General features: G+C 71.6%; 22 protein-coding genes. 14 read left to right on the forward strand and 8 right to left on the reverse strand.

Features of this window, described 5'->3' with window-relative positions; all coding sequences use genetic code 11:
* The first annotated feature begins 26 nt into the window (after window positions 1–26).
* Window positions 27–1,037, forward strand: a complete 1,011-nt coding sequence (locus tag Ate02nite_RS43660; protein ID WP_203813842.1) for a LacI family DNA-binding transcriptional regulator — start codon at window positions 27–29, stop codon at window positions 1,035–1,037.
* Window positions 1,034–1,372 (forward strand): YnfA family protein, encoded by a 339-nt coding sequence (locus tag Ate02nite_RS43665; protein ID WP_203813843.1) that lies wholly within the window; start codon window positions 1,034–1,036, stop codon window positions 1,370–1,372. Before Ate02nite_RS43660 ends, Ate02nite_RS43665 begins: the two co-directional genes overlap by 4 nt.
* Here the strand turns inward: Ate02nite_RS43665 and Ate02nite_RS43670 are convergent.
* Both Ate02nite_RS43670 and Ate02nite_RS43675 read right to left on the reverse strand, forming a co-directional pair.
* Window positions 1,253–2,053 carry a cation efflux transmembrane domain-containing protein gene (locus tag Ate02nite_RS43670; RefSeq protein ID WP_203813844.1) on the reverse strand — a complete coding sequence of 267 codons (801 nt, stop codon included), beginning with the start codon at window positions 2,051–2,053 and terminating at the stop codon, window positions 1,253–1,255. The genes Ate02nite_RS43665 and Ate02nite_RS43670 overlap by 120 nt on opposite strands.
* The gene (locus Ate02nite_RS43675; RefSeq protein ID WP_203813995.1) at window positions 2,053–2,373 is read right to left on the reverse strand and encodes a helix-turn-helix domain-containing protein; all 321 of its coding nucleotides are present in this window, start codon (window positions 2,371–2,373) and stop codon (window positions 2,053–2,055) included. The genes Ate02nite_RS43670 and Ate02nite_RS43675 overlap by 1 nt, the downstream gene beginning before the upstream one ends.
* A 141-nt stretch (window positions 2,374–2,514) precedes the next feature.
* Here Ate02nite_RS43675 and Ate02nite_RS43680 point away from each other — a divergent pair, with 141 nt between their 5' ends.
* The 4 genes from Ate02nite_RS43680 to Ate02nite_RS43695 all read left to right on the forward strand — a co-directional run bounded on the left by Ate02nite_RS43680 (window position 2,515) and on the right by Ate02nite_RS43695 (window position 4,979).
* A complete protein-coding gene (locus tag Ate02nite_RS43680; RefSeq protein ID WP_203813845.1) occupies window positions 2,515–3,576 on the forward strand; it encodes a pectinesterase family protein in 1,062 nt (353 codons plus the stop codon).
* 94 nt (window positions 3,577–3,670) lie between these two features.
* Window positions 3,671–4,420: a G5 domain-containing protein gene (locus Ate02nite_RS43685; protein ID WP_203813996.1), complete on the forward strand. Its 750-nt coding sequence runs from the start codon at window positions 3,671–3,673 to the stop codon at window positions 4,418–4,420.
* A gap of 15 nt (window positions 4,421–4,435) precedes the next feature.
* On the forward strand, window positions 4,436–4,621 hold the full coding sequence (locus tag Ate02nite_RS43690; RefSeq protein ID WP_203813846.1) for a hypothetical protein: 186 nt from the start codon (window positions 4,436–4,438) through the stop codon (window positions 4,619–4,621).
* 52 nt (window positions 4,622–4,673) lie between these two features.
* Window positions 4,674–4,979: a GlsB/YeaQ/YmgE family stress response membrane protein gene (locus tag Ate02nite_RS43695; protein WP_239148145.1), complete on the forward strand. Its 306-nt coding sequence runs from the start codon at window positions 4,674–4,676 to the stop codon at window positions 4,977–4,979.
* 244 nt (window positions 4,980–5,223) lie between these two features.
* Here the strand turns inward: Ate02nite_RS43695 and Ate02nite_RS43700 are convergent, their stop codons facing one another.
* Complete coding sequence (locus tag Ate02nite_RS43700; protein WP_239148146.1) at window positions 5,224–6,045, reverse strand: alpha/beta fold hydrolase; 822 nt, start codon at window positions 6,043–6,045, stop codon at window positions 5,224–5,226.
* A gap of 321 nt (window positions 6,046–6,366) precedes the next feature.
* Window positions 6,367–7,092, reverse strand: coding sequence for a hypothetical protein (locus Ate02nite_RS43705; protein WP_239148147.1), 726 nt, complete (start codon window positions 7,090–7,092; stop codon window positions 6,367–6,369).
* Between the two features lie 195 nt (window positions 7,093–7,287).
* Between Ate02nite_RS43705 and Ate02nite_RS43710 the strand changes: the two genes are divergently transcribed.
* The 3 genes from Ate02nite_RS43710 to Ate02nite_RS43720 all read left to right on the forward strand — a co-directional run bounded on the left by Ate02nite_RS43710 (window position 7,288) and on the right by Ate02nite_RS43720 (window position 9,213).
* The gene (locus tag Ate02nite_RS43710; RefSeq protein ID WP_203813847.1) at window positions 7,288–7,824 is read left to right on the forward strand and encodes a sigma-70 family RNA polymerase sigma factor; all 537 of its coding nucleotides are present in this window, start codon (window positions 7,288–7,290) and stop codon (window positions 7,822–7,824) included.
* Window positions 7,821–8,543 carry an anti-sigma factor family protein gene (locus Ate02nite_RS43715; protein WP_203813848.1) on the forward strand — a complete coding sequence of 241 codons (723 nt, stop codon included), beginning with the start codon at window positions 7,821–7,823 and terminating at the stop codon, window positions 8,541–8,543. The genes Ate02nite_RS43710 and Ate02nite_RS43715 overlap by 4 nt, the downstream gene beginning before the upstream one ends.
* Before the next feature lie 70 nt (window positions 8,544–8,613).
* A complete protein-coding gene (locus Ate02nite_RS43720) occupies window positions 8,614–9,213 on the forward strand; it encodes a YbhB/YbcL family Raf kinase inhibitor-like protein (protein ID WP_203813849.1) in 600 nt (199 codons plus the stop codon).
* Between the two features lie 4 nt (window positions 9,214–9,217).
* Here Ate02nite_RS43720 and Ate02nite_RS43725 read toward each other — a convergent pair whose 3' ends face one another.
* Window positions 9,218–10,111, reverse strand: coding sequence for an AraC family transcriptional regulator (locus tag Ate02nite_RS43725; RefSeq protein ID WP_203813850.1), 894 nt, complete (start codon window positions 10,109–10,111; stop codon window positions 9,218–9,220).
* A gap of 91 nt (window positions 10,112–10,202) precedes the next feature.
* Here Ate02nite_RS43725 and Ate02nite_RS43730 point away from each other — a divergent pair, with 91 nt between their 5' ends.
* Both Ate02nite_RS43730 and Ate02nite_RS43735 read left to right on the forward strand, forming a co-directional pair.
* Window positions 10,203–10,502, forward strand: coding sequence for a putative quinol monooxygenase (locus Ate02nite_RS43730; RefSeq protein WP_203813851.1), 300 nt, complete (start codon window positions 10,203–10,205; stop codon window positions 10,500–10,502).
* Window position 10,503: 1 nt separating this feature from the next.
* Window positions 10,504–11,358, forward strand: coding sequence for an alpha/beta hydrolase (locus Ate02nite_RS43735; protein WP_203813852.1), 855 nt, complete (start codon window positions 10,504–10,506; stop codon window positions 11,356–11,358).
* On the opposite strand, the gene Ate02nite_RS43740 is transcribed toward Ate02nite_RS43735, so the two are convergent.
* Together Ate02nite_RS43740 and Ate02nite_RS43745 are read right to left on the reverse strand one after the other, a co-directional pair.
* The gene (locus tag Ate02nite_RS43740) at window positions 11,348–11,956 is read right to left on the reverse strand and encodes an NADPH-dependent F420 reductase (RefSeq protein WP_203813853.1); all 609 of its coding nucleotides are present in this window, start codon (window positions 11,954–11,956) and stop codon (window positions 11,348–11,350) included. The two genes, Ate02nite_RS43735 and Ate02nite_RS43740, sit on opposite strands and share 11 nt — an antisense overlap.
* A gap of 19 nt (window positions 11,957–11,975) precedes the next feature.
* Entirely contained in the window at window positions 11,976–13,277 is a 1,302-nt protein-coding gene (locus Ate02nite_RS43745; RefSeq protein WP_203813854.1) for a pectate lyase family protein, read from the reverse strand.
* Between the two features lie 250 nt (window positions 13,278–13,527).
* Here Ate02nite_RS43745 and Ate02nite_RS43750 point away from each other — a divergent pair, with 250 nt between their 5' ends.
* From Ate02nite_RS43750 to Ate02nite_RS43760, 3 genes are all read left to right on the forward strand, one after another.
* Complete coding sequence (locus Ate02nite_RS43750; RefSeq protein WP_203813855.1) at window positions 13,528–14,154, forward strand: hemerythrin domain-containing protein; 627 nt, start codon at window positions 13,528–13,530, stop codon at window positions 14,152–14,154.
* A complete protein-coding gene (locus Ate02nite_RS43755; protein ID WP_203813856.1) occupies window positions 14,151–14,927 on the forward strand; it encodes an AfsR/SARP family transcriptional regulator in 777 nt (258 codons plus the stop codon). Before Ate02nite_RS43750 ends, Ate02nite_RS43755 begins: the two co-directional genes overlap by 4 nt.
* Before the next feature lie 168 nt (window positions 14,928–15,095).
* Window positions 15,096–17,849: a BTAD domain-containing putative transcriptional regulator gene (locus Ate02nite_RS43760; protein WP_203813857.1), complete on the forward strand. Its 2,754-nt coding sequence runs from the start codon at window positions 15,096–15,098 to the stop codon at window positions 17,847–17,849.
* Here the strand turns inward: Ate02nite_RS43760 and Ate02nite_RS43765 are convergent.
* On the reverse strand, window positions 17,846–18,205 hold the full coding sequence (locus Ate02nite_RS43765; RefSeq protein WP_203813858.1) for a DUF6188 family protein: 360 nt from the start codon (window positions 18,203–18,205) through the stop codon (window positions 17,846–17,848). The genes Ate02nite_RS43760 and Ate02nite_RS43765 overlap by 4 nt on opposite strands.
* Window positions 18,206–18,207 lie beyond the last annotated feature (2 nt).

Genomic DNA, 18,207 nt, shown 5'->3' on the forward strand with positions numbered 1-18,207 from the left:
GAGCGACGACGGTATCCTCCCCGGTCATGGCCACATTGGCGGACGTCGCGCGGCACGCCGGAGTTTCCACCGCGACCGCGTCCCGGATCATCAACGGCAGCTCCAAGCCGGTAGCGGACGCGTTACGCACCCGGGTGCTCGCCGCCGTGGCCGAGCTAAAATACGTGCCCAACGCGCACGCCCAGATGCTGGCCCGTTCGCACCGCAGCGCGGTCGGGGTGATCGTGCACGACGTCTCCGACCCGTACTTCGCCGAGATCACCCGCGGCCTGCAACGGGTCGCCACCGCCGACGGCCGGCTGGTCATCATCTGCAACAGCTTCCGCGAGCCGGACCGCGAGCTGGAGTACATCGACCTGCTGCACGCCCACCAGGTGGCGGCGATCGTGATTGCCGGCTCGGGCTACCTCGACCCGGCCACCGCCGCCCGGCTGGACGATCGGCTGCGAGCCTTCGAGGCCACCGGCGGCCGGATCGCGGTGATCGGCCGGCACGAACACACCGGCGACGCGGTGTTGCCCGACAACGAGCAGGGCGGCTTCCTGGCCGGCGAACACCTGTTCACGCTGGGCCACACCGAGATCGCGGTGATAGCCGGCCCGTCCTACCTGACGACGACCGCCGACCGCCTGAAGGGCCTGCAGCGAGCCGCCAAGAAATACGGCATCAAGCTGCCCAAGAAGCGGGTCTACCACGCCGACTTCACCCGCGACGGCGGCGAGGACCTGGCCACCCGGGTGCTGGCCGAGGAGCCGGAGGTGACCGCGATCGCCGCCCTGAACGACTCGATGGCCGTGGGCGCCCTGGCCGCGCTGCGCACCTCCGCCGACCGGCGGGTAGCCGTGATCGGCTTCGACGACATGCCGATCGCCCGCGACGTGACACCGTCCCTGACCTCGGTCCGCCTGCCCCTGACCGAGCTGGGCGAGCGAGCGATGACCCTGGCCCTGGGCGCGGCCGGCGAGAGCCCACGAGTCGAACACGTGGAGGCCGAACTGGTGGTCCGCGAGAGCACCTGGCCCCACGAAGCCCGATGACCGTCGCCCGTTCCATCCTGCTGTTCGTGCTGGCCGCGCTGGCCGAGATCGGCGGCTGCTGGCTCATCTGGCAGGGCTGGCGGGAGAGCCGCGGCCTGTGGTGGATCGCCGCCGGGGTCGTCGCGCTGGGCGCCTACGGTTTCGTCGCCACGCTGCAGCCGGATGCGAATTTCGGGCGCATCCTGGCCGCGTACGGCGGGATCTTCGTCGCCGGCTCACTCGCCTGGGGCATGGCCGTCGACAAGTTTCGCCCCGACCGCTGGGACATCATCGGCGCGGCGATCTGCCTGATCGGCGTCGCCGTGATCATGTATGCGCCCCGAGCCACTGACTGAACCGGCCGGGCAGCACCCGTCCTCGCACCCCGCGGCAAAGGCCGGCACGCAGCAGCTGTCACCACGCCAGGCCTCCCGGCCCTCCTTCACCGCGACCGCGGCGATGACCAGCGCGGCGATCGGGTCGGCCCAGCTCCACCCGAAAAGACTGTTGAGCACCAGGCCGACCAGCAGGACCGCGGACAGGTACGTGCACAGCAGAGTCTGCTTCGAGTCGGCGACCGCGGTGCGGGAGCCGAGTTCCCGGCCGGCCCGGCGCTGGGCCCAGGACAGGCCGGGCATGATCGCGAGCGAGATCGCCGCCAGGACGATGCCGGCGGTCGAGTGACCGGCCTCGCCGCCGCCGAACAGGGCGCGGACGGAGGCGACGGTGACGTAGGCGGCCAGCGCGAAGAACGAGACCGCGATGATCCGCAGCGCGGTCCTCTCCCGGGCCTCGGGGTCCCGGCCGGCGAACTGCCACGCGACGGCGGCGGCCGACGAGACCTCGATGATCGAGTCCAGGCCGAAGCCGATCAGCGCGGTCGAGCCGGCCGCCCGGCCCGCGCTGATCGCGACCACGGCCTCGATCACGTTGTAGGCGATGGTCGCGGCCACCAGCAGCCGGATCCGGCGGCCGAGAACCGCCCGGCGCGCCGCGGCCGGGCCGGCCGGGGTCAGCGCGATCAGCGGCAGGTTCATCAGCAGCAGCCCTTCTCGGCGGCGTCCGGGCACCCGGCCGGGTCGACCGCCAGGACCAGGCCGAGCAGGTCGTCCAGCGCGTGCCGGATCCGGGTGTCGGCGAGCTCGTAGCGGGTGCGCCGCCCTTCCGGGACGGCGACGACCAGGCCGCAGCCGCGCAGGCAGGCGAGATGGTTGGACAGGTTCTGCCGGGTGACCCCGAGCAGGTCGGCCAGCTCGGCCGGATATCCGGGCGCCGCACGCAGGGCGAGCAGCAGCCGGGCCCGGGTGGCGTCGGACAGCGCGTGGCCGAAGCGAGCGAGAACCTGTCCATGGGTCATGGTCTCCACAGCCGGACAGTACACCGGATCCTGTATTCAGCGTGCGGTGTATCGCCCGGAAACAAGACTCCGATTGGGCATTGACTATCGGCGATGGGTGGCTCTAGCGTCGCCGGGAAAGGCCTTTCCCAAGGAGTTCCGATGCGCCGTCGTAGGTTTCTCGAACTTGCCGGTGGCGGGGCCGCCGGCGCCGTCCTCACCGCTACCGTGGCGTCGCCCGCCCGGGCCGCCGCTCCCCCGTTCGCGGTCGTCGCCGGGGACGGCAGCGGGGACTTCGCCTCGATCCAGGCGGCCGTCGACGCGGTGCCGGACGGCAACACCGAGCCGCTGACCATCGCGGTCAAGCCGGGCGTCTATCGCGGGCAGGTGATCGTGCCGACCGCCAAGCCGTTCATCACCCTCGCCGGGCTGGGTGGCACGCCGCACTCCGTGGTGATCGCCGACGACCGGGCCAACGGGACGCCCAAGCCGGACGGCAGCGGCACCTGGGGCACCTCCGGCAGCGCGTCGGTCACCGTCGACGGGGCCGGGTTCCGGGCCCGGAACCTCACCTTCGCCAATCTCTTCGACGAGGCGGCGCACCCGGAGATCACCTCGAAGCAGGCGGTGGCGATCCTGACCCGGGCCGACCGGATCGAGTTCGACCGGGTGCGGTTCCTGGCCAATCAGGACACGCTCTACATCAACAGCAAGGCGGCCGGCGTTGTCGCCCGCGCGTACTTCCGGGACTGCTACGTCGAAGGCGACGTCGATTTCATCTTCGGGCGGGCCACCGCCGTGCTCGACGGCTGCCGGATCCACTCGCTCAACCGCGGAAGTACCCCGAACGGGTACGTGACGGCACCCAGCACCGACATCACCAACCCGTACGGGCTGCTCTTCCACCGCTGCATGCTCACCTCGGACGCACCGGCCGGAACGGTCTTCCTCGGCCGGCCCTGGCATCCCAGCAACGACCCGAACGCGATCGGGCAGACGATCATCCGGGAGTCGTGGATCGGGTCGCACATCGGCGCCACCCCCTGGTCGGATTTCGGGACTTGGCCCTGGCAGGACGCCCGATTCGGCGAATTCCGCAACCGCGGGCCGGGCGCTGCCGTCACCGCCGACCGGCCGCAACTGTCCAAGGCCGAGGCGGACACCTACACGGTCGCGGCGTTCCTGCGCGGCACCGACGGGTGGCGCCCGCAATCGTGCCGCTGACCACCCTACGGCCGTAATAGGCATAGAGGTTTTGCATCTTTCGGCCGAACGGCTGGTTCTCGTCCACGGCTCGGGCTTCCAAACTGGCCCGGTGATGAATCAGACACCGATCTGGATGCCACCGCAAAAGCGTGGCTTCTGGTCGCGGCTCACGCCGGTCCAGCGGGTCCAGCGAGTCGGGCTGATCGCGGCGGCCCTGATCCTGCCATGTTGCGGCGGGCTGGTCGCGATCGGCGCGCTGACCGACTCGTCGAACCCGGGCACGATCGACGTGCCGGTCGCCGAGCAACTGTCCGGCGAGCCGTCCGCCCCGCCGGACGACACCCGAGCCGGGGCGTACGACACGCTGACCACGCCGGCCGCCGCGCCGGCCACGCCGACCACCGAGGCGGCCACGGCCACTCCGGCGACCGCCCCGGTGGCCACCGTCGCGGCCGCCACGACCAAGACCGTCAAGGTCACCAAGGCGATCGGTTTCTCGACCAAGACCGTCGAGGACGAGAACCTGGAAGAAGGCAAGACACGGGTACGGACGAACGGCGTCACCGGCGTCCGCACCCGCACCTACCAGGTCACTCTCTCGGGCGGTAAGGAGACGGGCCGCAAGCTGGTCAGCGACGTCGTCACCACCAAGCCGGTGGCCAAGGTGGTCGCGATCGGCACCAAGACGGCCGGCGACAGCTGCGACCCCAACTACGAGCCCTGCGTCCCGATTGCCAGCGACGTCGACTGCGCGCGCGGCCGGGGCAACGGCCCGGCCTTCGTGGACGGACCGATCCGGGTGATCGGCGACGACATCTACGACCTGGACCGGGACGGCGACGGCATCGCCTGCGACAGCTGACCGGGGGTGACAGTGATGGACACACCGAACATAGAACCGGTCAACGCGGCGGTGGCCAGCCTGCGCATGCTGCTTGACGACGAGGCCGAGATCTTCGAGCACGGCCACCTGCCGGCCCTGGTGTGGCGCGATTCCGGCTGGCAGAACGACCGGCCGTCCCGTTTCGCACGGGCGCTGCGCAACGCCTGGCGGGGTGTTTGAGCGGGCCCGCCGAACGGGCAAGTCGATCTCACCAGGGTGTGGGGAGGCAGCCGTGCAGGCACAGGACTATGTGGTGGCAATCATCTTCGGCGCGCTGATCGGCGTGGTGGCCCGTCTCCTGTTGCCGGGCCGCCAGCGGATCGGGGTGATCCTGACCGTGCTGATCGGCATGGGCGCGGCGGTCGCCGGCACCTGGGCGGCCGACCGCTGGGACTGGCACAGTGGTCACCTGTTCGAGGTGACCGGCCGCAGCTTCGACTGGCTGGTGGTAGCGGTCCAGGTAGGCATCGCCATCATCGGCGTAGCGGTGGCGGCGATGCTGGCCCGCGCGTTCTCCACCGACCGCGACAACGATTAGGGCCTGTCCTGCCGATCGCGTGGGAGCGAGGCGAGGTCCAGGTGTCGTCTGGGTGCGCGGCGCGGGCGCCCGGATACCGGTGTTGTATCTGGGTGTTCGCGCCGTGCGGCCAGGCGGCGGCTGGGCCACGCCGCAGCCCCGCGTGATCGGCAGGACAGGCCCTAACCCCACGGGGCGCGAGTTGCGGCCGGGTGGCCCAGGCATGCGGGTGCCCGGGCCACCCGGCCGCACCGCAACTACCAGGTCAAATCCATTCCAGGGCTGGTACGGCCGTGGAAGGCAGGACTGAGATGTGGCCGGCGTCTTCGATCAGGCGCAACGTGGCGTTGGGGATGTGGGTGGCCAGCCAGGAGCTGTGGGCGGGCGGGACCACGCGGTCGGCGGTGCCGTGGGCCAGCAGCACCCGGGCGGTGATCGACGCCGGGGCGAAGCCCCACGGGGTCACGTAGCTGAGGTCGTCGTCGATCAGTGGGGCCGGGCCGGCGGCCAGGGCCGGCTCGACGACGCTGCCGAACCAGCCCCACTCCCCCTCCAGAGCGGCCCAGTCGGCGGGCTGGAAGTCGGGGGCGGTGTCGGTGTTCGCCTTCTCGTGCAGCTCCTTGGCTGCGCGGCCGGCCGTGGCGGCGCGCAGACCGGCCTGGCCGGCCGGGCCTGTTCCGGCGAACCAGTCCAGGTCGGCCGCGTCGTAGGGGGCCAGGCCGGAGATCGATACCGCGGCGGTTACCCGGCCGGGTAGCAGGGCGGCGCAGGCCAGCGCGCACGGGCCGCCGCCGGAGTGGCCGAACACCGCGAACTCGCCGACGCCCAGCGCGTCGGCTACCGCCTCGGCGTCGCCGGCGGCGGAGGCGATGTCGCGGCCGGGGCGTGGGGTCGAGCCGCCGTAGCCGGGGCGGTCGTAGCCGATGAACCGGATGCCGAGCCGGTCGGCCGCGGCGAACAGCGGCGCCGGCGGGGATCCGATGTTCGGGGTGCCGTGATGCCACATGACTACCCGGTCGCCGTCGCCGCGGGAGTAGGTGTGCAGGGTGCGCCCGTCGCTCGCGCGGACGTCGACTTCGGTCACCACCAGCGCAGCCTACGGGTCGGCCTGGCGCGTGGGGCGCCCGTCCGCCCGCGACTCCCCGAGGCTGTTGAATTCCCGTCAGCAGAGAACGGGACGTCAACAAGATCGCGGAAGGTCGCGCGGCCGGCGGCCGGCGGGCGACGCGGCCGGTGCCGCGGCGGGCGGGTTTGGGAGGGTGACCAGCGGGGGCGGGCCGGAAGCCGGGTGATCGGCCGGACCACCGTCTGGCCGGGCCTCTTCGCACGGGACCCTCTTCGATGGCCGTATTTATAAATGACCCACCCGGCTGCCGGGAAGGCAACCGGGTGGACCCCCGATGGTTTTTCAGTTGGTGGGGCTGGTCAGCGGGAAGCCGGGGATGGGCTTGGTCTTGCCGCCGGTGGGGGCGATGGCGAACCACTTGCCGTTGACGCCCTGGCCGTTGATGTCGCCGGGTTTCGCGTCGGCGATGAAGTAATAGACCGGCCAGCCGCCGATGGTTACCTGGCAGTGGCCGTCGGCGCGTTCGACGTAGCCGATGATCTTCGGGTCGATGCCCTTCGGGAAGATCTTGCCGGGGGACTTGATCAGCAGCGGGGGCCACGCGGTGGCGCACGAGCCGTTGCAGGTCGCCTTGGGCGGCTTGGCGTTGTCGTTGTCGAAGCGGTAAAGGGTGCGGCCGGCGCCGTCCGTCACGTAGGTGCCGATCTGCTCGTTCAGGGTCGCGTTCAGCTCTACCGTGTTGCTGCCCTTGGCCTTGTCCTCGTTGGGCTTGATGTCCTTGTCGGACGGGCCGCTGAAGATCTTGACCCACTTCTGGGTCTTGGCGACGGTGGGCTTGGCGTCGGGGGCCTGCTGTTCGGCGCCCTGGCCGGACGCGGACGGTTCCGCTACCCCGGCCAGGTCGGCGGGGGTGCTGGTGGGCGAGGGGGCTACCGTCCTGGTTTCGGCCACCGGGAGCTGCTTCGCGATCAGGTCGTCCGGGGAATTCGACTGGCTGCCGCAGGCTGCCAGGAACGCCAGGCCGGTCAGCCCGACCACTACCTTCGTCGTCCTGCTGAGCGTCGTCATGGCCGTCCCTCTCTTCGCTGGTGTCATCCACACGACGCCGGCGCAAGGGTGGTTCACCCGGGCGTGCCACTTTGCCAAGATCTTTGATCCGGGTGGGCTACCTGCACGTATCTCAAGTAGCCGCAGCACAGTACGTTCGTCGATGTCAGACCGGATCGGCGCGACTACCAAGTGCCGCGGACAAAGAGAGACGCGATGCCGTCGACTAGCAGCAGACCCCGCCGGGAGGTGGCCGATGAGGCACTGGTCAGATCGTTGTTCCAGGAGCACGGACGGGCCATGCTGGCGTACGCGACCCAGCTGACCCGCGACCGCCCGGCCGCCGAGGACGTCGTCCAGGAGGCTCTGCTGCGTGCCTGGCGGCACCCGGAGAGCCTGGACAGCGGCAAGGGATCGGTGCGCGGCTGGCTGCTCACCGTCGTGCGCAACATCGTGCTGGATCAGATCCGCGCCCGCAATCGCCGGCCGCCCGAGGTGCGTGAGTCACCGCCGGACGCCGCGGTCGAGGGCGACCACGCCGATCAGGTGGTCAACTCGATGATCGTGGTCGACGCGCTCAGCACTCTCTCCGACGAACATCGAGCCGTGCTCGAGCAGGTCTACCTGCGGGGCAGCACGGTCTCCGAGGCGGCCGAGGTGCTCGGCATCCCGCCGGGAACGGTGAAGTCCCGGTCCTACTACGCATTGCGGGCCCTACGCGAGGCCGGCGGCAGAGAACGGTTGGCATCATGAGCACGCCCGAGAGCACGAACCCGACCAACGACCACGTCGACATGGCCGGGTACCTGATGGAGATGCTCACCCCCGGCGAGAAGCGCCGGGCCGACGAGCACCTGGCGTCCTGTGCCGCCTGCCGGGACGAGATCGAGTCGCTGACCGAGTGGTCGTCGGCGCTGCGCGAGATCCCCGACGAGATGCTGCTGGACGGCCCGCCGGAGGACGCCGACCTGCTGTTGCAGCGCACGCTGCGCCAGGTGCGGCAGGAATCCAGCGGCGGCCGGCTGCGCCGCCTGGCCGTGCTGACCACGGCCGCGGCCGCGGTGGTCGCGGTGGCGATCGGCGGCGGGGTCATTCTCGGGCGGGGTACGGCTCCGACCGGTACGCCGCAGGCTCAGGGCACGTCGGCCCCGGCCTCGGTCGCGCCGGGTACGCGGGTCGTGTCGGCGGTGGACTCGGGCACCGGGGCCAGCATCGACGCGACCGTGATCCCGGCGGCCGGGTGGGTGCGGCTGACCGCCACCGTCGGTGGCGTCCCGGCCGGTGAGCGCTGCCGGCTCGAGGTGGTCGGCAAGAACGGCGAGCCGATCCTGGCCGGCAGCTGGCTGGTCTCCGACGCCGGCGAGGCGAACGGTACGACGCTGAACGGCAGCGCCCTGATCGATCCGGCCGAGGTGGCCTCGGTGCGGGTGGTCAACATGGCCGGCAAGCAGTACGTCGACGTGGACGTCTGATCATCCGATTGAAGTAGATCGACCCCCGGGAGAAGAATCTCGAGCAATCGAAGATTCATGGGGGTCGATCATGAACCGTATTTCCCGTCGCCTGGCCGTGCTCCTCGCGGTCGTCCTGGTCGTGGTGGGGGCCGCCGCCGGCGCGTCCGCGGCCACCGTCCTGCACTTCGGCTTCAAAGAGATCCGCAGTGGGCTGCCCAGTGGCATCAGGTACTTCAAGCTCACCAGCACCGACCTGCGGTCCGGCAAGCCCATCCCGGCGCCGTTCTGGGGTTGTGACGACGCCGGCCTCTCCCCGCAGCTGTCCTGGCGGGGTGCGCCGGCCGGCACTCGCAGTTTCGCGGTGACGCTTTTTGATCCGGATGCGCCCACCGGCAGCGGCTTCTGGCACTGGCAGGCCTGGGACATCCCGGCCACCACGACGTCCCTGGCGACCGGTGCGGTGCTCCCGGCCGGCGCCGTGAACGGCACCAACGACGGTGGCGGGATCGGCTACACCGGGCCGTGCCCGCCGACCGGTGACATCACCCACCGCTACGAGTTCACCGTCGTGGCGCTGAGCGTGCCCACCCTGGAGCTGCCGGCCGACACGTCGCAGGCGGTGGTCGGTTACGTCATCGGGCACAACGCCCTCGCCTCGGCAACCTTCACCGCAACCGCTCAGCAGTAAGAAGCTAGGGCAGGGCCGGCTCCGGGTCGCGGAGCCGGCTCGCGTCCTGGCTGGGCGGGGCGCCGAACTGGCGGTGGTATTCGCGGCTGAACTGCGACGGGCTGTCGTAACCGACGGTGCGGCCGACGCCGGTGACGTCGCCGGGCCGGGCGGCCAGCAACAGCCGCGCCTGCTGCAGGCGGATCTGCTTCTGGAACTGCAGTGGGCTGGTCGCGGTGACGCCCTGGAAGTTGCGGTAGAAGGCGGAGACGCTCATCCCGGCCAGCTGGGCCAGGTCTTCCACCCGGAACGGCTCGTTGTAGTGGTCGCGGATCCAGTGGATCACCCGGGCCACGTGGGTGAGGCTGCTGTCGGCCAGGCCGAGCTGGCGCACCGGGGCGCTCTGCTCGCCGGTCAGGACCCGCCAGAGGATCTCGCGTTTGATCAGCGGGGCCAGCACGGCGATGTCCCGCGGGCGCTCGATCAGGCGCAGCAGCCGGACCACCGCGTCGAGCAGCTCGGCCGGGGCGTCGCTGACCGCAAGGCCGCTGGGTGTGCCCCCGGGCGCGGCCGGCAGGTCGCCGGGACCGGCTTGGAGCAGCAGCTCGGCGATGGCGGCCGGGCGCAGCAGCAGGCCGACGCCGAGCGCCGGGAGGTCGGGGCTGGCCTGCAGGAACTCGCCGGTGACCGGCATGTCGACCGAGGCGATCAGATATTGACCCGCGCCGTATTCGTAGACGCGGTCGCCGAGGGCGATGCGCTTCGAGCCCTGCGCGATGACGGCGAGGATCGCCCCGGACATGGCCGGCGCGGGCGGGGTGCTGTGGTCGGTCTTCGAGATGAGCACGTCCTCGATGGGCGTGCGCTGGTCGGGCCGGGCGTGGCGGTTGCACAGGCTGCGCAGCTCGTCGAGGCTCATGACCCGATCCTCCCGCTGCTGAGAGGATCGGGCAAGACCTCGACGCGATCGTTCTAACGATTGGGCAGCTCAGGGCGGTTGAATTCTTCTCATGAGAATCAACCACGGTTTCCACGCCACGATGAATGCGCAACCCGGCAAGGGCGACGAGGTGGTCGCGCTGCTGCTGGACGCACCCTCGCTGCCGCACCCCGACTGCGTTGTCTTCCTGGTCGGCCGCTCGGCCGGCGACCCCGACGTCGTGCACGTCACCGAGGGCTGGACCAGCCCGGAGGCGCACGCCGCGTTCTTCGCCACCGCGCCGGCCCAGGCCCTGGTCGCGGCGCTGCAGCCGCTGCTGGCCGGCTCGGCGTACTCGGATGAGGTTCCCGTCGGTGGAAAGGCGTTCTGAGATGGAACTCGATGCCGACCTGAAGGCCCTGCTCGCCGCCATGCCGGCGATGCCGCCGCTCAACGACGAGACCCTCGCGCAGATCCGGCCCTATGCCGCGCCGCCGCCGCTGGACCACCCCGGAGTGGAACGGCAGGAGATCGACGGGCCGGTGCCGCTGACGGTGCTGCGCCCGGCCGGGCCGGCCCCGGCGCTGGTGTTCTGGATCCACGGCGGCGGCATGGTCATGGGGAATCGTTACTCGCAGCTCGACATCCCCCTGGAGTGGCTCACGGAACTCGGGGTCACGGTGGCCTCGGTCGAATACCGGCTGGCGCCCGAGGCCCGGGGCACCGAGCTGGTCGAGGACTGCTACCGCGGGCTGGCCTGGGCGGTCGAGAACCTGGGGATCGACCCGGCCCGGGTGGTCGTGGCCGGGGCCAGTGCCGGTGGTGGGCTGGCCGCCGGGGTGACGCTGCTGGCTCGCGACCGCGGGGACCTGGCGATCGCCGGTCAGGTGCTGATCGGGGCCATGCTCGATCAGCGCAACGAGGCCCGTGGTGACGCGGTGGTCTGGACCCGGGAGATGAACGAGTTCGGCTGGCGCAGCGTGCTGGACGGCACCTACGTCTCCCCCGCGCTGGCCGAGGATCTGTCCGGCCTGCCGCCCGCCTACCTCGATGCCGGGTCGGCCGAGCTGTTCCGGGACGAGAACGTCGCCTACGCCAGCCGGATCTGGGCCGCCGGTGGCCGCGCCGACCTGCACGTGTGGACCGGCGGGTTCCACGGCTTCGACGCCCTGTTCCCGGCCGCGCCGATCTCCGTCGCGGCCCGCCGCACCCGCACGGAGTGGCTCGGCCGGCTGCTCAAAGACTGAGCGCCTGGGCCAGGATGTCCTTGGCGTCGATGACGTCGCACTCGGCCAGCTGCAGCGGACCGCCCGTCTCGGTGAGGCGGGCGTTCTCCGCGCCGCCCGCGTAGTACGGGGCGAAGCCGAGGTCCTTGATCAGGCGGGCGGCGGTCAGCCGGGCGGCCGGCCGGTCGGTGCAGACGAACTCGGCCAGCAGCGGGTCGTGGCCGCGGCGCCGGGACAGCACGCCGGTGGGCAGGGTGTTGAACGCCTTGGCCCAGAACGCGTCCGGCGCCCACTCCATCAGCTGCTCGAGGCCGCTGCGGCCGTCCGGGGTGGCCTCCGGCGGGTTGGTCGCGTCGATCACGACCTTGCCGGCCAGGTTCCCGGCGGTCAGGTCGATCGCCTCGTGCGCCGACTCCCAGGTCGGGGCGAACAGGACGGCATCCGCGTACGCCGCCGCGTCCGCCACCGGCATGGCGGTCACGTGGTCACCGAGGCGGCCGGCCAGGTCGGCCAGCTGCTCCGGATGCCGCGAGGTGACCGCCACGTCGTGACCGCTCTGCGCGCACCACCCGGCCAGGGTCGCGCCTAGCTGTCCTGCTCCGATGACGCCGATGTGCATGTAGTCAGCGTGCCAAACTTCAGCAGCCCAAGTGCCGAATCCCGACATTCGCGGCGACGATGCCGGGCACCGCGGCGGCCGGGTCGACCCGGGGACGCAGGGTGGGGGTCCAGCCGGCGTCGGCGGTCAGGTCGGGGTCGTAGGCCAGGTTGTAGTCGGCGACCAGGTCGACCGGCTGGGGGCGGCGGCTGCCGTACTGGACGAGCGAGCCGATCGCGGTGATCTTCGTGCCCTTCCAGTAGTGGATCACGTCGGCGGTGGGCACGTCCGCGCTGAGCTTGAAGTAGTTGTTCTCGGCGTAGATGGCCGACTCGACGCCGACGCCCAACGAGTACTGATACGTGTCCTCGTCGGTGGCGACGAACAGGTTGTCGTACACGTCGACCTGGCCGAACCGGACCCGCGGCGCGCGCTGGCCGACGTTGCCGAAACGGTTGTGGTGCACGGTGACCCGCAGCTTGCCCACGTCGACGCCGGGGGTGTCGGTCGAGCCGATCAGCATCGTCTTGTCGTGGTCGTAGTAGTCGTTGTACGACACGGTGACCAGGTCCGAGCCCCGGATGATGTCGGAGGCGCCGTCGTGCACCTGGTACGGCCGGCCGAAGTAGAGCGGCTGGTCCGCGTCGTGGTTGTTGCCGTCGCTGAACGTGTTGTGGTCGATCCACACGTTTGTCGCGCCGGACAGCGACACCAGGTCGTAAAGGGAGTTCCAGTTGCCGGCCGCGCCGTCGGTCGGGTCCCAGGCCGGGAAGCAGTCGGCCGCGTCGACGACCTCGAGGTTGCGCACGATCACGTTGCTGACGTTGGTGAGCACGAGGCTGCCGTGGCTGATCCGGCCGTTGTTGATGCCGATGATCGTGGTGTTGCTGCCGACGATCGCCTTGATCTGGTCACCCTGCGCCTTGGCCGACCGCACCCGGGCTTCCTCGACCGGACCGGTCGGCTTCGCGGCCCGGCCCCACACGGCCGGGTCGTACGTGGCCAGGAACGTGTCGAGGGTGTACGCCGGGTCGGCGAAGGCGGAGCACGGCTGCCCCTCGAGCATGTCGATCCGGCCACTCACGTAGACGATCTTCGGGTCGTTACCGGCGACCGCGGCCACCAGTTCGTCCCGGTTGTGCACGACGACGCCGGCGGTGGCCGCGGCGCCTCCGGTCGTGCCGGCGCCGGACGCGGCCCAGCCGTCGTTCGGTGGGAGCACCTGCTGACCGAGGACCAGGGCCCCGGCGGACACTGTGGCAGCGTCCGCCGGGGCGGCGCCGGCCACTCCCAGCGCGGCGACAGCGATGAGGACGGCGGCGGCAGAACGAGTCTTGGGCATGGCTGGCTCCGTGAAAGCATCAGGAAAGCGCTTGCCTGGCTACCGTCACACGGAGATCGCCCGCAGTCAATGCTCGAAACGACGCAGGAAGTTTGCAGTCGTCGATCATTCGTCGACCGCCGGCCAGGACACTGACGACCGCCGTGCAAGTGGCGAGCAAGTGGGCTCCGACAGACTCCCGGGCGTCCTGACCCGACCAAGACCCGAGGGGGAGTCTGTGCCTGTCATGACTACGCCGTACACACACGAAATGGTGATCATCCACCGGGTGTTCCGCCGCGAGGCCGCCATCCTGCCGCGCCTGGCCGATGCGGTGCGCACCGGCGACACCGTCCGGGCCGCCCGGATCGCCGACGCGGTCCGCGAGTACACCGGCGGCCTGCACCACCATCACCAGCTCGAGGACGAGCTGATCTGGCCCAAGCTGTACCAGCGGGCCCGCCTCTACGACGACCTCGTCGAACGGATGGAAACGCAGCACAAACTGCTCGACGGCACGCTGACGGTGATCGGGGGGATCCTGCCGCGGTGGGAGGCCGGGGCCGCCGCGCACGTCCGGGCCGCGCTGGTCGAGGCCCTGCACGACCACATCTGCGTGCTCACCGAGCACCTCGACGACGAGGAGGCGCAGATCCTGCCGCTGATCGCCGACCACCTCACCGTCGACGAGTGGGACGAGGTCGGCCGGCGGGGGCTGGAGACCATTCCGAAGAGCAAGGTGATGCTGGCCCTCGGCGCGATCCTGGAGGACGCCACCCCCGAGGAGCAGCGCTACTTCCTCGGCAAGGTGCCGGCCCCCGGCCGCGTGCTGTGGCAGCTCGTCGGCCGCCGGCAGTACCGGCGGTACGTCGACGAGCTGCGCGGCGCGACCTCGTGAACACCCTGGCGTTCTCCCTGCTCGGGCCGGTGCGGGCCTGGCGGGACGGGGTCGAGCTGCAACTGGGCAGCCCGCAGCAGCGCACCACGCTGGCCGTCCTGCTGCTGCGCGGCAGCCGGATCACCACCACCGAGGACCTGGTCGACGCGCTGTGGCCGGACGCGCCACCGGACTCCGCGGTCAGCACCGTGCGCACCTACCTGTCCCGGCTGCGCCGCACCCTGTCCGGGGCGGCCGAGATCGGCTGGATCGCCGGCGGTTACCAGCTCGACGTGCCGGCCGACGCGGTGGACGTGTGGCGGTTCCGCCGGGACACCGCCGCGGCCGCCGAGGCACTGCGGGCCGGTGACCACCCGGTCGCGGCCGGGCTGCTGGCCGACGCACTTGCCCTGCACCGGGGCACCCCGCTGGCCGGCACCACCGGGTTCTACCTGGCCGGGCAGCGGGCCCGGCTGGCCGAACTGTGCCGGGCAGCGACCGCCGACCTGGCCGCCGTGACCATCGAGCTGGACCGGCCGGCCGAGGCCATCGCCCGGCTGCGCGGGCTGGTCGCCGAATCGCCGATCTCCGAGCCGTACCACGGGCTGCTGATGACGGCGCTGTGCCGGGCCGGGCGGCCGGCCGACGCGCTCGCCCACTACGACCAGGTCCGGCGGGTCCTGGCCGAGCAGCTCGGGGTGCGGCCGTCGGCCGAGCTGCGCGAACTGCACCGGCGCATCCTGGCCGGCGATCCGCACACCGGCCGCGTGCCGGAACTCTGCGGCGCCCACTGATCGCCGGCGTCGCCGCCTGCCCCCATGCGCGGCGACGCCGGCCCGGCCCGGTTTGTTCAACCGGGCCGATGTCGGCTATCCGCCTCGCCGGGAAACATGAACACGCTGGTTAACCGCTTAAGATCGGCGACGACTTGACGGCCCGAACCGGTGTGGTGTCACTCGGAAATGATCGAGGTTTGCGTTCTCGGGCCCGTCGAGGTGCGGGCCCCGGAGGCCGGCACCCCGGGCGGGTACCAACAACAGGCGGTGCTCGCCATTCTCGTCGCGGCGGGTGGCCGGGTGGTGCCCGCCGACCGGATCGTCGACCAGGTCTGGGGCGGCGACCCACCGGCGAGTGCCACGGCCACGCTCCAGGCGTACATCTCGAGGCTCCGACGGCTGCTGGAACCGGATCGCGCACCGCGCACCGCGCCGCAGATCCTGGTTTCCGAAGCCGCCGGCTACGCGCTGCGGCTGCCCGCCGCCCAGGTGGACGCCTGGCGATTCGAACGCGACGTCACCCGCTCCCCCGACCTCGCCCCGCAGGACGCGGTCGCGGTGCTGCGGGACGCCCTCGCGCTGTGGCGGGGCGTGCCGTACGAGCAGTTCGCCGACGAGGAATGGGCCCGCGCCGAGATCACCCGGCTCACCGAGCTGCGCTGCGCCGCCCAGGAACGCGCGGTCACCGCGATGCTGCGGGTCGGCCGGATCGCCGAGGCGGTGCCGGCCGCGCAGGCCCTGGCCGACGCGGAACCGCTGCGCGGCGAGGCGTGGCGGCTGCTCGCCCTCGGCCTGTGGGCCGCGCACCGCTCGGCCGACGCGCTCGACGCGCTGCGCCGGCACCGCGAACACCTCGCCGACGAGCTCGGCCTCGACCCTGAACCGGCACTGTCCACCCTGGAACAGGCCATCCTGGAACAGCGCGGCGAGGTGCTCGAGGAGGCGGTCGGCACCGACCGTGGCTCGCACCTGCGGCCGGCGCAACTCCCCCGGTCGGCGGCCGGGTTCGCGGCCCGCAGCGCCGAGATCGGCGCCCTCAACCGGCTCGCCGACTCCGCCCTCGCGGTGATCAGCGGTGCCGGCGGGGTCGGCAAGACCACCCTGGCCGTGCGGTGGGCGCACACCGTGGCCGGCCGCTACCCGGACGGCCAGCTCTACGCCGACCTGCGCGGCTTCGGCCCCGAGGAGAACCCGGCCGACCCGGCCGACGTGCTGTTCGGCTTCCTCACCGCGCTCGGCCTGCCCGACCACCGCATCCCGCCGTCGCTCGACGAGCGGGTCGCGCTGTTCCGCAGCGTGCTGGCCGGCCGCCGGATGCTGCTCCTGCTGGACAACGCGGCCGGCGCCGAGCAGGTGCGGCCGCTGCTGCCCGGCGCGCCCGGCTGCGCGGTGCTGGTCACCAGCCGCAGCCACCTCGGCGGTCTGGTCGTCGCCGAGGGCGCGCACACCCTGCGGCTGGACGCGTTCGACGACGACGAGGCCCGCAACTACCTGCGCGGCCGGCTCGGCAGCACCCGCGTCGACTCCGAGCCGGACGCCCGGGACGCGATCGTGGCCCGCTGCGGCGGCCTGCCGCTCGCGCTGGCCGTGGTGTGCGCGCGGGCCGCCATCCGCAGCCAGTTCTCGCTGTCCGCGATCGCCGCCGAACTGCGCGACGAGCACGGCCTGGACGCGTTCACGGTGGCCGGGTTCAAACATGACCTGCGAGCCGTACTCTCCTGGTCCTATCGGCAGTTGCCGGACGGCGCCGCCGGCCTCTTCCGGCACCTAGCCCTGCACCCCGGCCCCGACGTCAGCCGGGCCGCCGCGATCAGCGTGGCCGGCGACGCGGCCCGCGGCCAGCTGCGGCTGCTCTGCGACGCCCACCTGCTGGACGAGCGCAGCCCCGGCCGGTACGTCTACCACGACCTGGCCCGCGCCTACGCCCTCGAACTGGGCTCGCCCACCCCCGACGTGCTGGTCGAGCACTACCTGTTCTCGGCCGCCAACGCCGACAAGGTGTGCTTCCCCTACCGGCAACCCCGCCGGGTGCCACCGGTGCCGGCCGGCATCCGGCCGGAGACCTTCGCCGACCAGAAGGAGGCGTACGCCTGGCAGGACACCGAATACGACACGCTGATGGCGTACACCGAGATCTGCGCTCCCGCGTACCTGAAGGCCTTTTTCTGGGTTCTCTCGCCCTACCAGCAGGATGTCCGGTTCCATCTGCACGACTCGATCGCGCTGGCCCGCCGGGCCCTGGCCGTCGCCGAGGCGGACGGCGACCGGTGGTGGGTGGGCTTCCTGCAGTACGCGATCGGCCGCGCCTACCTGCGCCTCAACCAGATCGACCAGTCGGTGGCGGCGCTCGAGGTGGCGATCGCGGTGGGCCGCGAGACGAACGACCCGATCCGGCTGGCGCACGGCCTGCTCAGCATGGCCACCGGCATCGTCGGCGTGCACGGAGTGCCAACCCGGGAGCAAACCATCAAGGCTTATCCGTACGCGGTGGAAGCGCTGGCCGCCTACCGCAAGATGGGTGGCGCGTTCGGCCGGGTCGAGGAGGCAAACGCCCTGCACCCGATCGCGTGGTACCACTTCCACCGCCCGGACGGCCGGGAGAAGGCCCGTGAGCTGCTGCAGGAGAGCATCGACATCAACGTAGGCAGCGAGCAGCCACACGCCGCCGCCGGCAGCTGGCTGCACCTGGCCCGCTTCCACGCGGCGAGCGGCGACCCGGCCCGGGCGGTGGCGGCTTTCGAGGAGGCCCTGCGGCTGTACGGCGACATGCAGGACCTGCGGATCGAGCCGCTGATCGGCCTTTACACGACGCATTTGGCGGCCGGCGACGAGGAGGCCGCGAACCGGGCCCGAGCCGAAGCCGTTTCCCTGCTGGAGACAGCAAGCTACCCCGACATCGAACGCATCGAGACCATCCTCGGCCCACGCCCGGCCGGCTAGCTGGCAGCCGACCACACGGCAAGGCCGCCGCCCGGCTCGGAGACCACCTTCAGCCCGTCCGGCCCGGCGAGGGTCCACGCCTCGAAACCAGGATCGGCGGCAGCGAGCAGCTGCGTGCCGTCCTGGAAGACGATCCGCAAGCCGCCGCTGTCATCACCGACGGCCTCGGAAACGACTGCCCCGTCAAGGTCGGCGAGTTCGACGTCATCGCCGGGGGTGACGTGCCGCTCGGAGCCGGCGGATCGCACGACGAACGCCGTCTCGATACGCACCTCGAACCCGCCACTGAACTCCAGGGCGACGGTCCACCCGGACTCCCAGCGGACAACATGCTCGCCACCGAATCCCAGGTCCATGC

Source organism: Paractinoplanes tereljensis, assembly GCF_016862435.1.
Lineage (GTDB): Bacteria > Actinomycetota > Actinomycetes > Mycobacteriales > Micromonosporaceae > Actinoplanes > Actinoplanes tereljensis.

Excerpts from the sequence above, each read along its gene's own strand:
- Ate02nite_RS43660 (WP_203813842.1), top strand. The coding sequence starts at position 27 with ATGGCCACATTGGCGGACGTCGCGCGGCACGCCGGAGTTTCCACCGCG.
- Ate02nite_RS43665 (WP_203813843.1), top strand. The coding sequence starts at position 1,034 with ATGACCGTCGCCCGTTCCATCCTGCTGTTCGTGCTGGCCGCGCTGGCC.
- Ate02nite_RS43670 (WP_203813844.1), bottom strand. The coding sequence starts at position 2,053 with ATGAACCTGCCGCTGATCGCGCTGACCCCGGCCGGCCCGGCCGCGGCG.
- Ate02nite_RS43675 (WP_203813995.1), bottom strand. The coding sequence starts at position 2,373 with ATGACCCATGGACAGGTTCTCGCTCGCTTCGGCCACGCGCTGTCCGAC.
- Ate02nite_RS43680 (WP_203813845.1), top strand. The coding sequence starts at position 2,515 with ATGCGCCGTCGTAGGTTTCTCGAACTTGCCGGTGGCGGGGCCGCCGGC.
- Ate02nite_RS43685 (WP_203813996.1), top strand. The coding sequence starts at position 3,671 with ATGAATCAGACACCGATCTGGATGCCACCGCAAAAGCGTGGCTTCTGG.
- Ate02nite_RS43690 (WP_203813846.1), top strand. The coding sequence starts at position 4,436 with ATGGACACACCGAACATAGAACCGGTCAACGCGGCGGTGGCCAGCCTG.
- Ate02nite_RS43705 (WP_239148147.1), bottom strand. The coding sequence starts at position 7,092 with ATGACGACGCTCAGCAGGACGACGAAGGTAGTGGTCGGGCTGACCGGC.
- Ate02nite_RS43710 (WP_203813847.1), top strand. The coding sequence starts at position 7,288 with ATGCCGTCGACTAGCAGCAGACCCCGCCGGGAGGTGGCCGATGAGGCA.
- Ate02nite_RS43715 (WP_203813848.1), top strand. The coding sequence starts at position 7,821 with ATGAGCACGCCCGAGAGCACGAACCCGACCAACGACCACGTCGACATG.
- Ate02nite_RS43720 (WP_203813849.1), top strand. The coding sequence starts at position 8,614 with ATGAACCGTATTTCCCGTCGCCTGGCCGTGCTCCTCGCGGTCGTCCTG.
- Ate02nite_RS43725 (WP_203813850.1), bottom strand. The coding sequence starts at position 10,111 with ATGAGCCTCGACGAGCTGCGCAGCCTGTGCAACCGCCACGCCCGGCCC.
- Ate02nite_RS43730 (WP_203813851.1), top strand. The coding sequence starts at position 10,203 with ATGAGAATCAACCACGGTTTCCACGCCACGATGAATGCGCAACCCGGC.
- Ate02nite_RS43735 (WP_203813852.1), top strand. The coding sequence starts at position 10,504 with ATGGAACTCGATGCCGACCTGAAGGCCCTGCTCGCCGCCATGCCGGCG.
- Ate02nite_RS43740 (WP_203813853.1), bottom strand. The coding sequence starts at position 11,956 with ATGCACATCGGCGTCATCGGAGCAGGACAGCTAGGCGCGACCCTGGCC.
- Ate02nite_RS43745 (WP_203813854.1), bottom strand. The coding sequence starts at position 13,277 with ATGCCCAAGACTCGTTCTGCCGCCGCCGTCCTCATCGCTGTCGCCGCG.
- Ate02nite_RS43750 (WP_203813855.1), top strand. The coding sequence starts at position 13,528 with ATGGTGATCATCCACCGGGTGTTCCGCCGCGAGGCCGCCATCCTGCCG.
- Ate02nite_RS43760 (WP_203813857.1), top strand. The coding sequence starts at position 15,096 with ATGATCGAGGTTTGCGTTCTCGGGCCCGTCGAGGTGCGGGCCCCGGAG.
- Ate02nite_RS43765 (WP_203813858.1), bottom strand. The coding sequence starts at position 18,205 with ATGGACCTGGGATTCGGTGGCGAGCATGTTGTCCGCTGGGAGTCCGGG.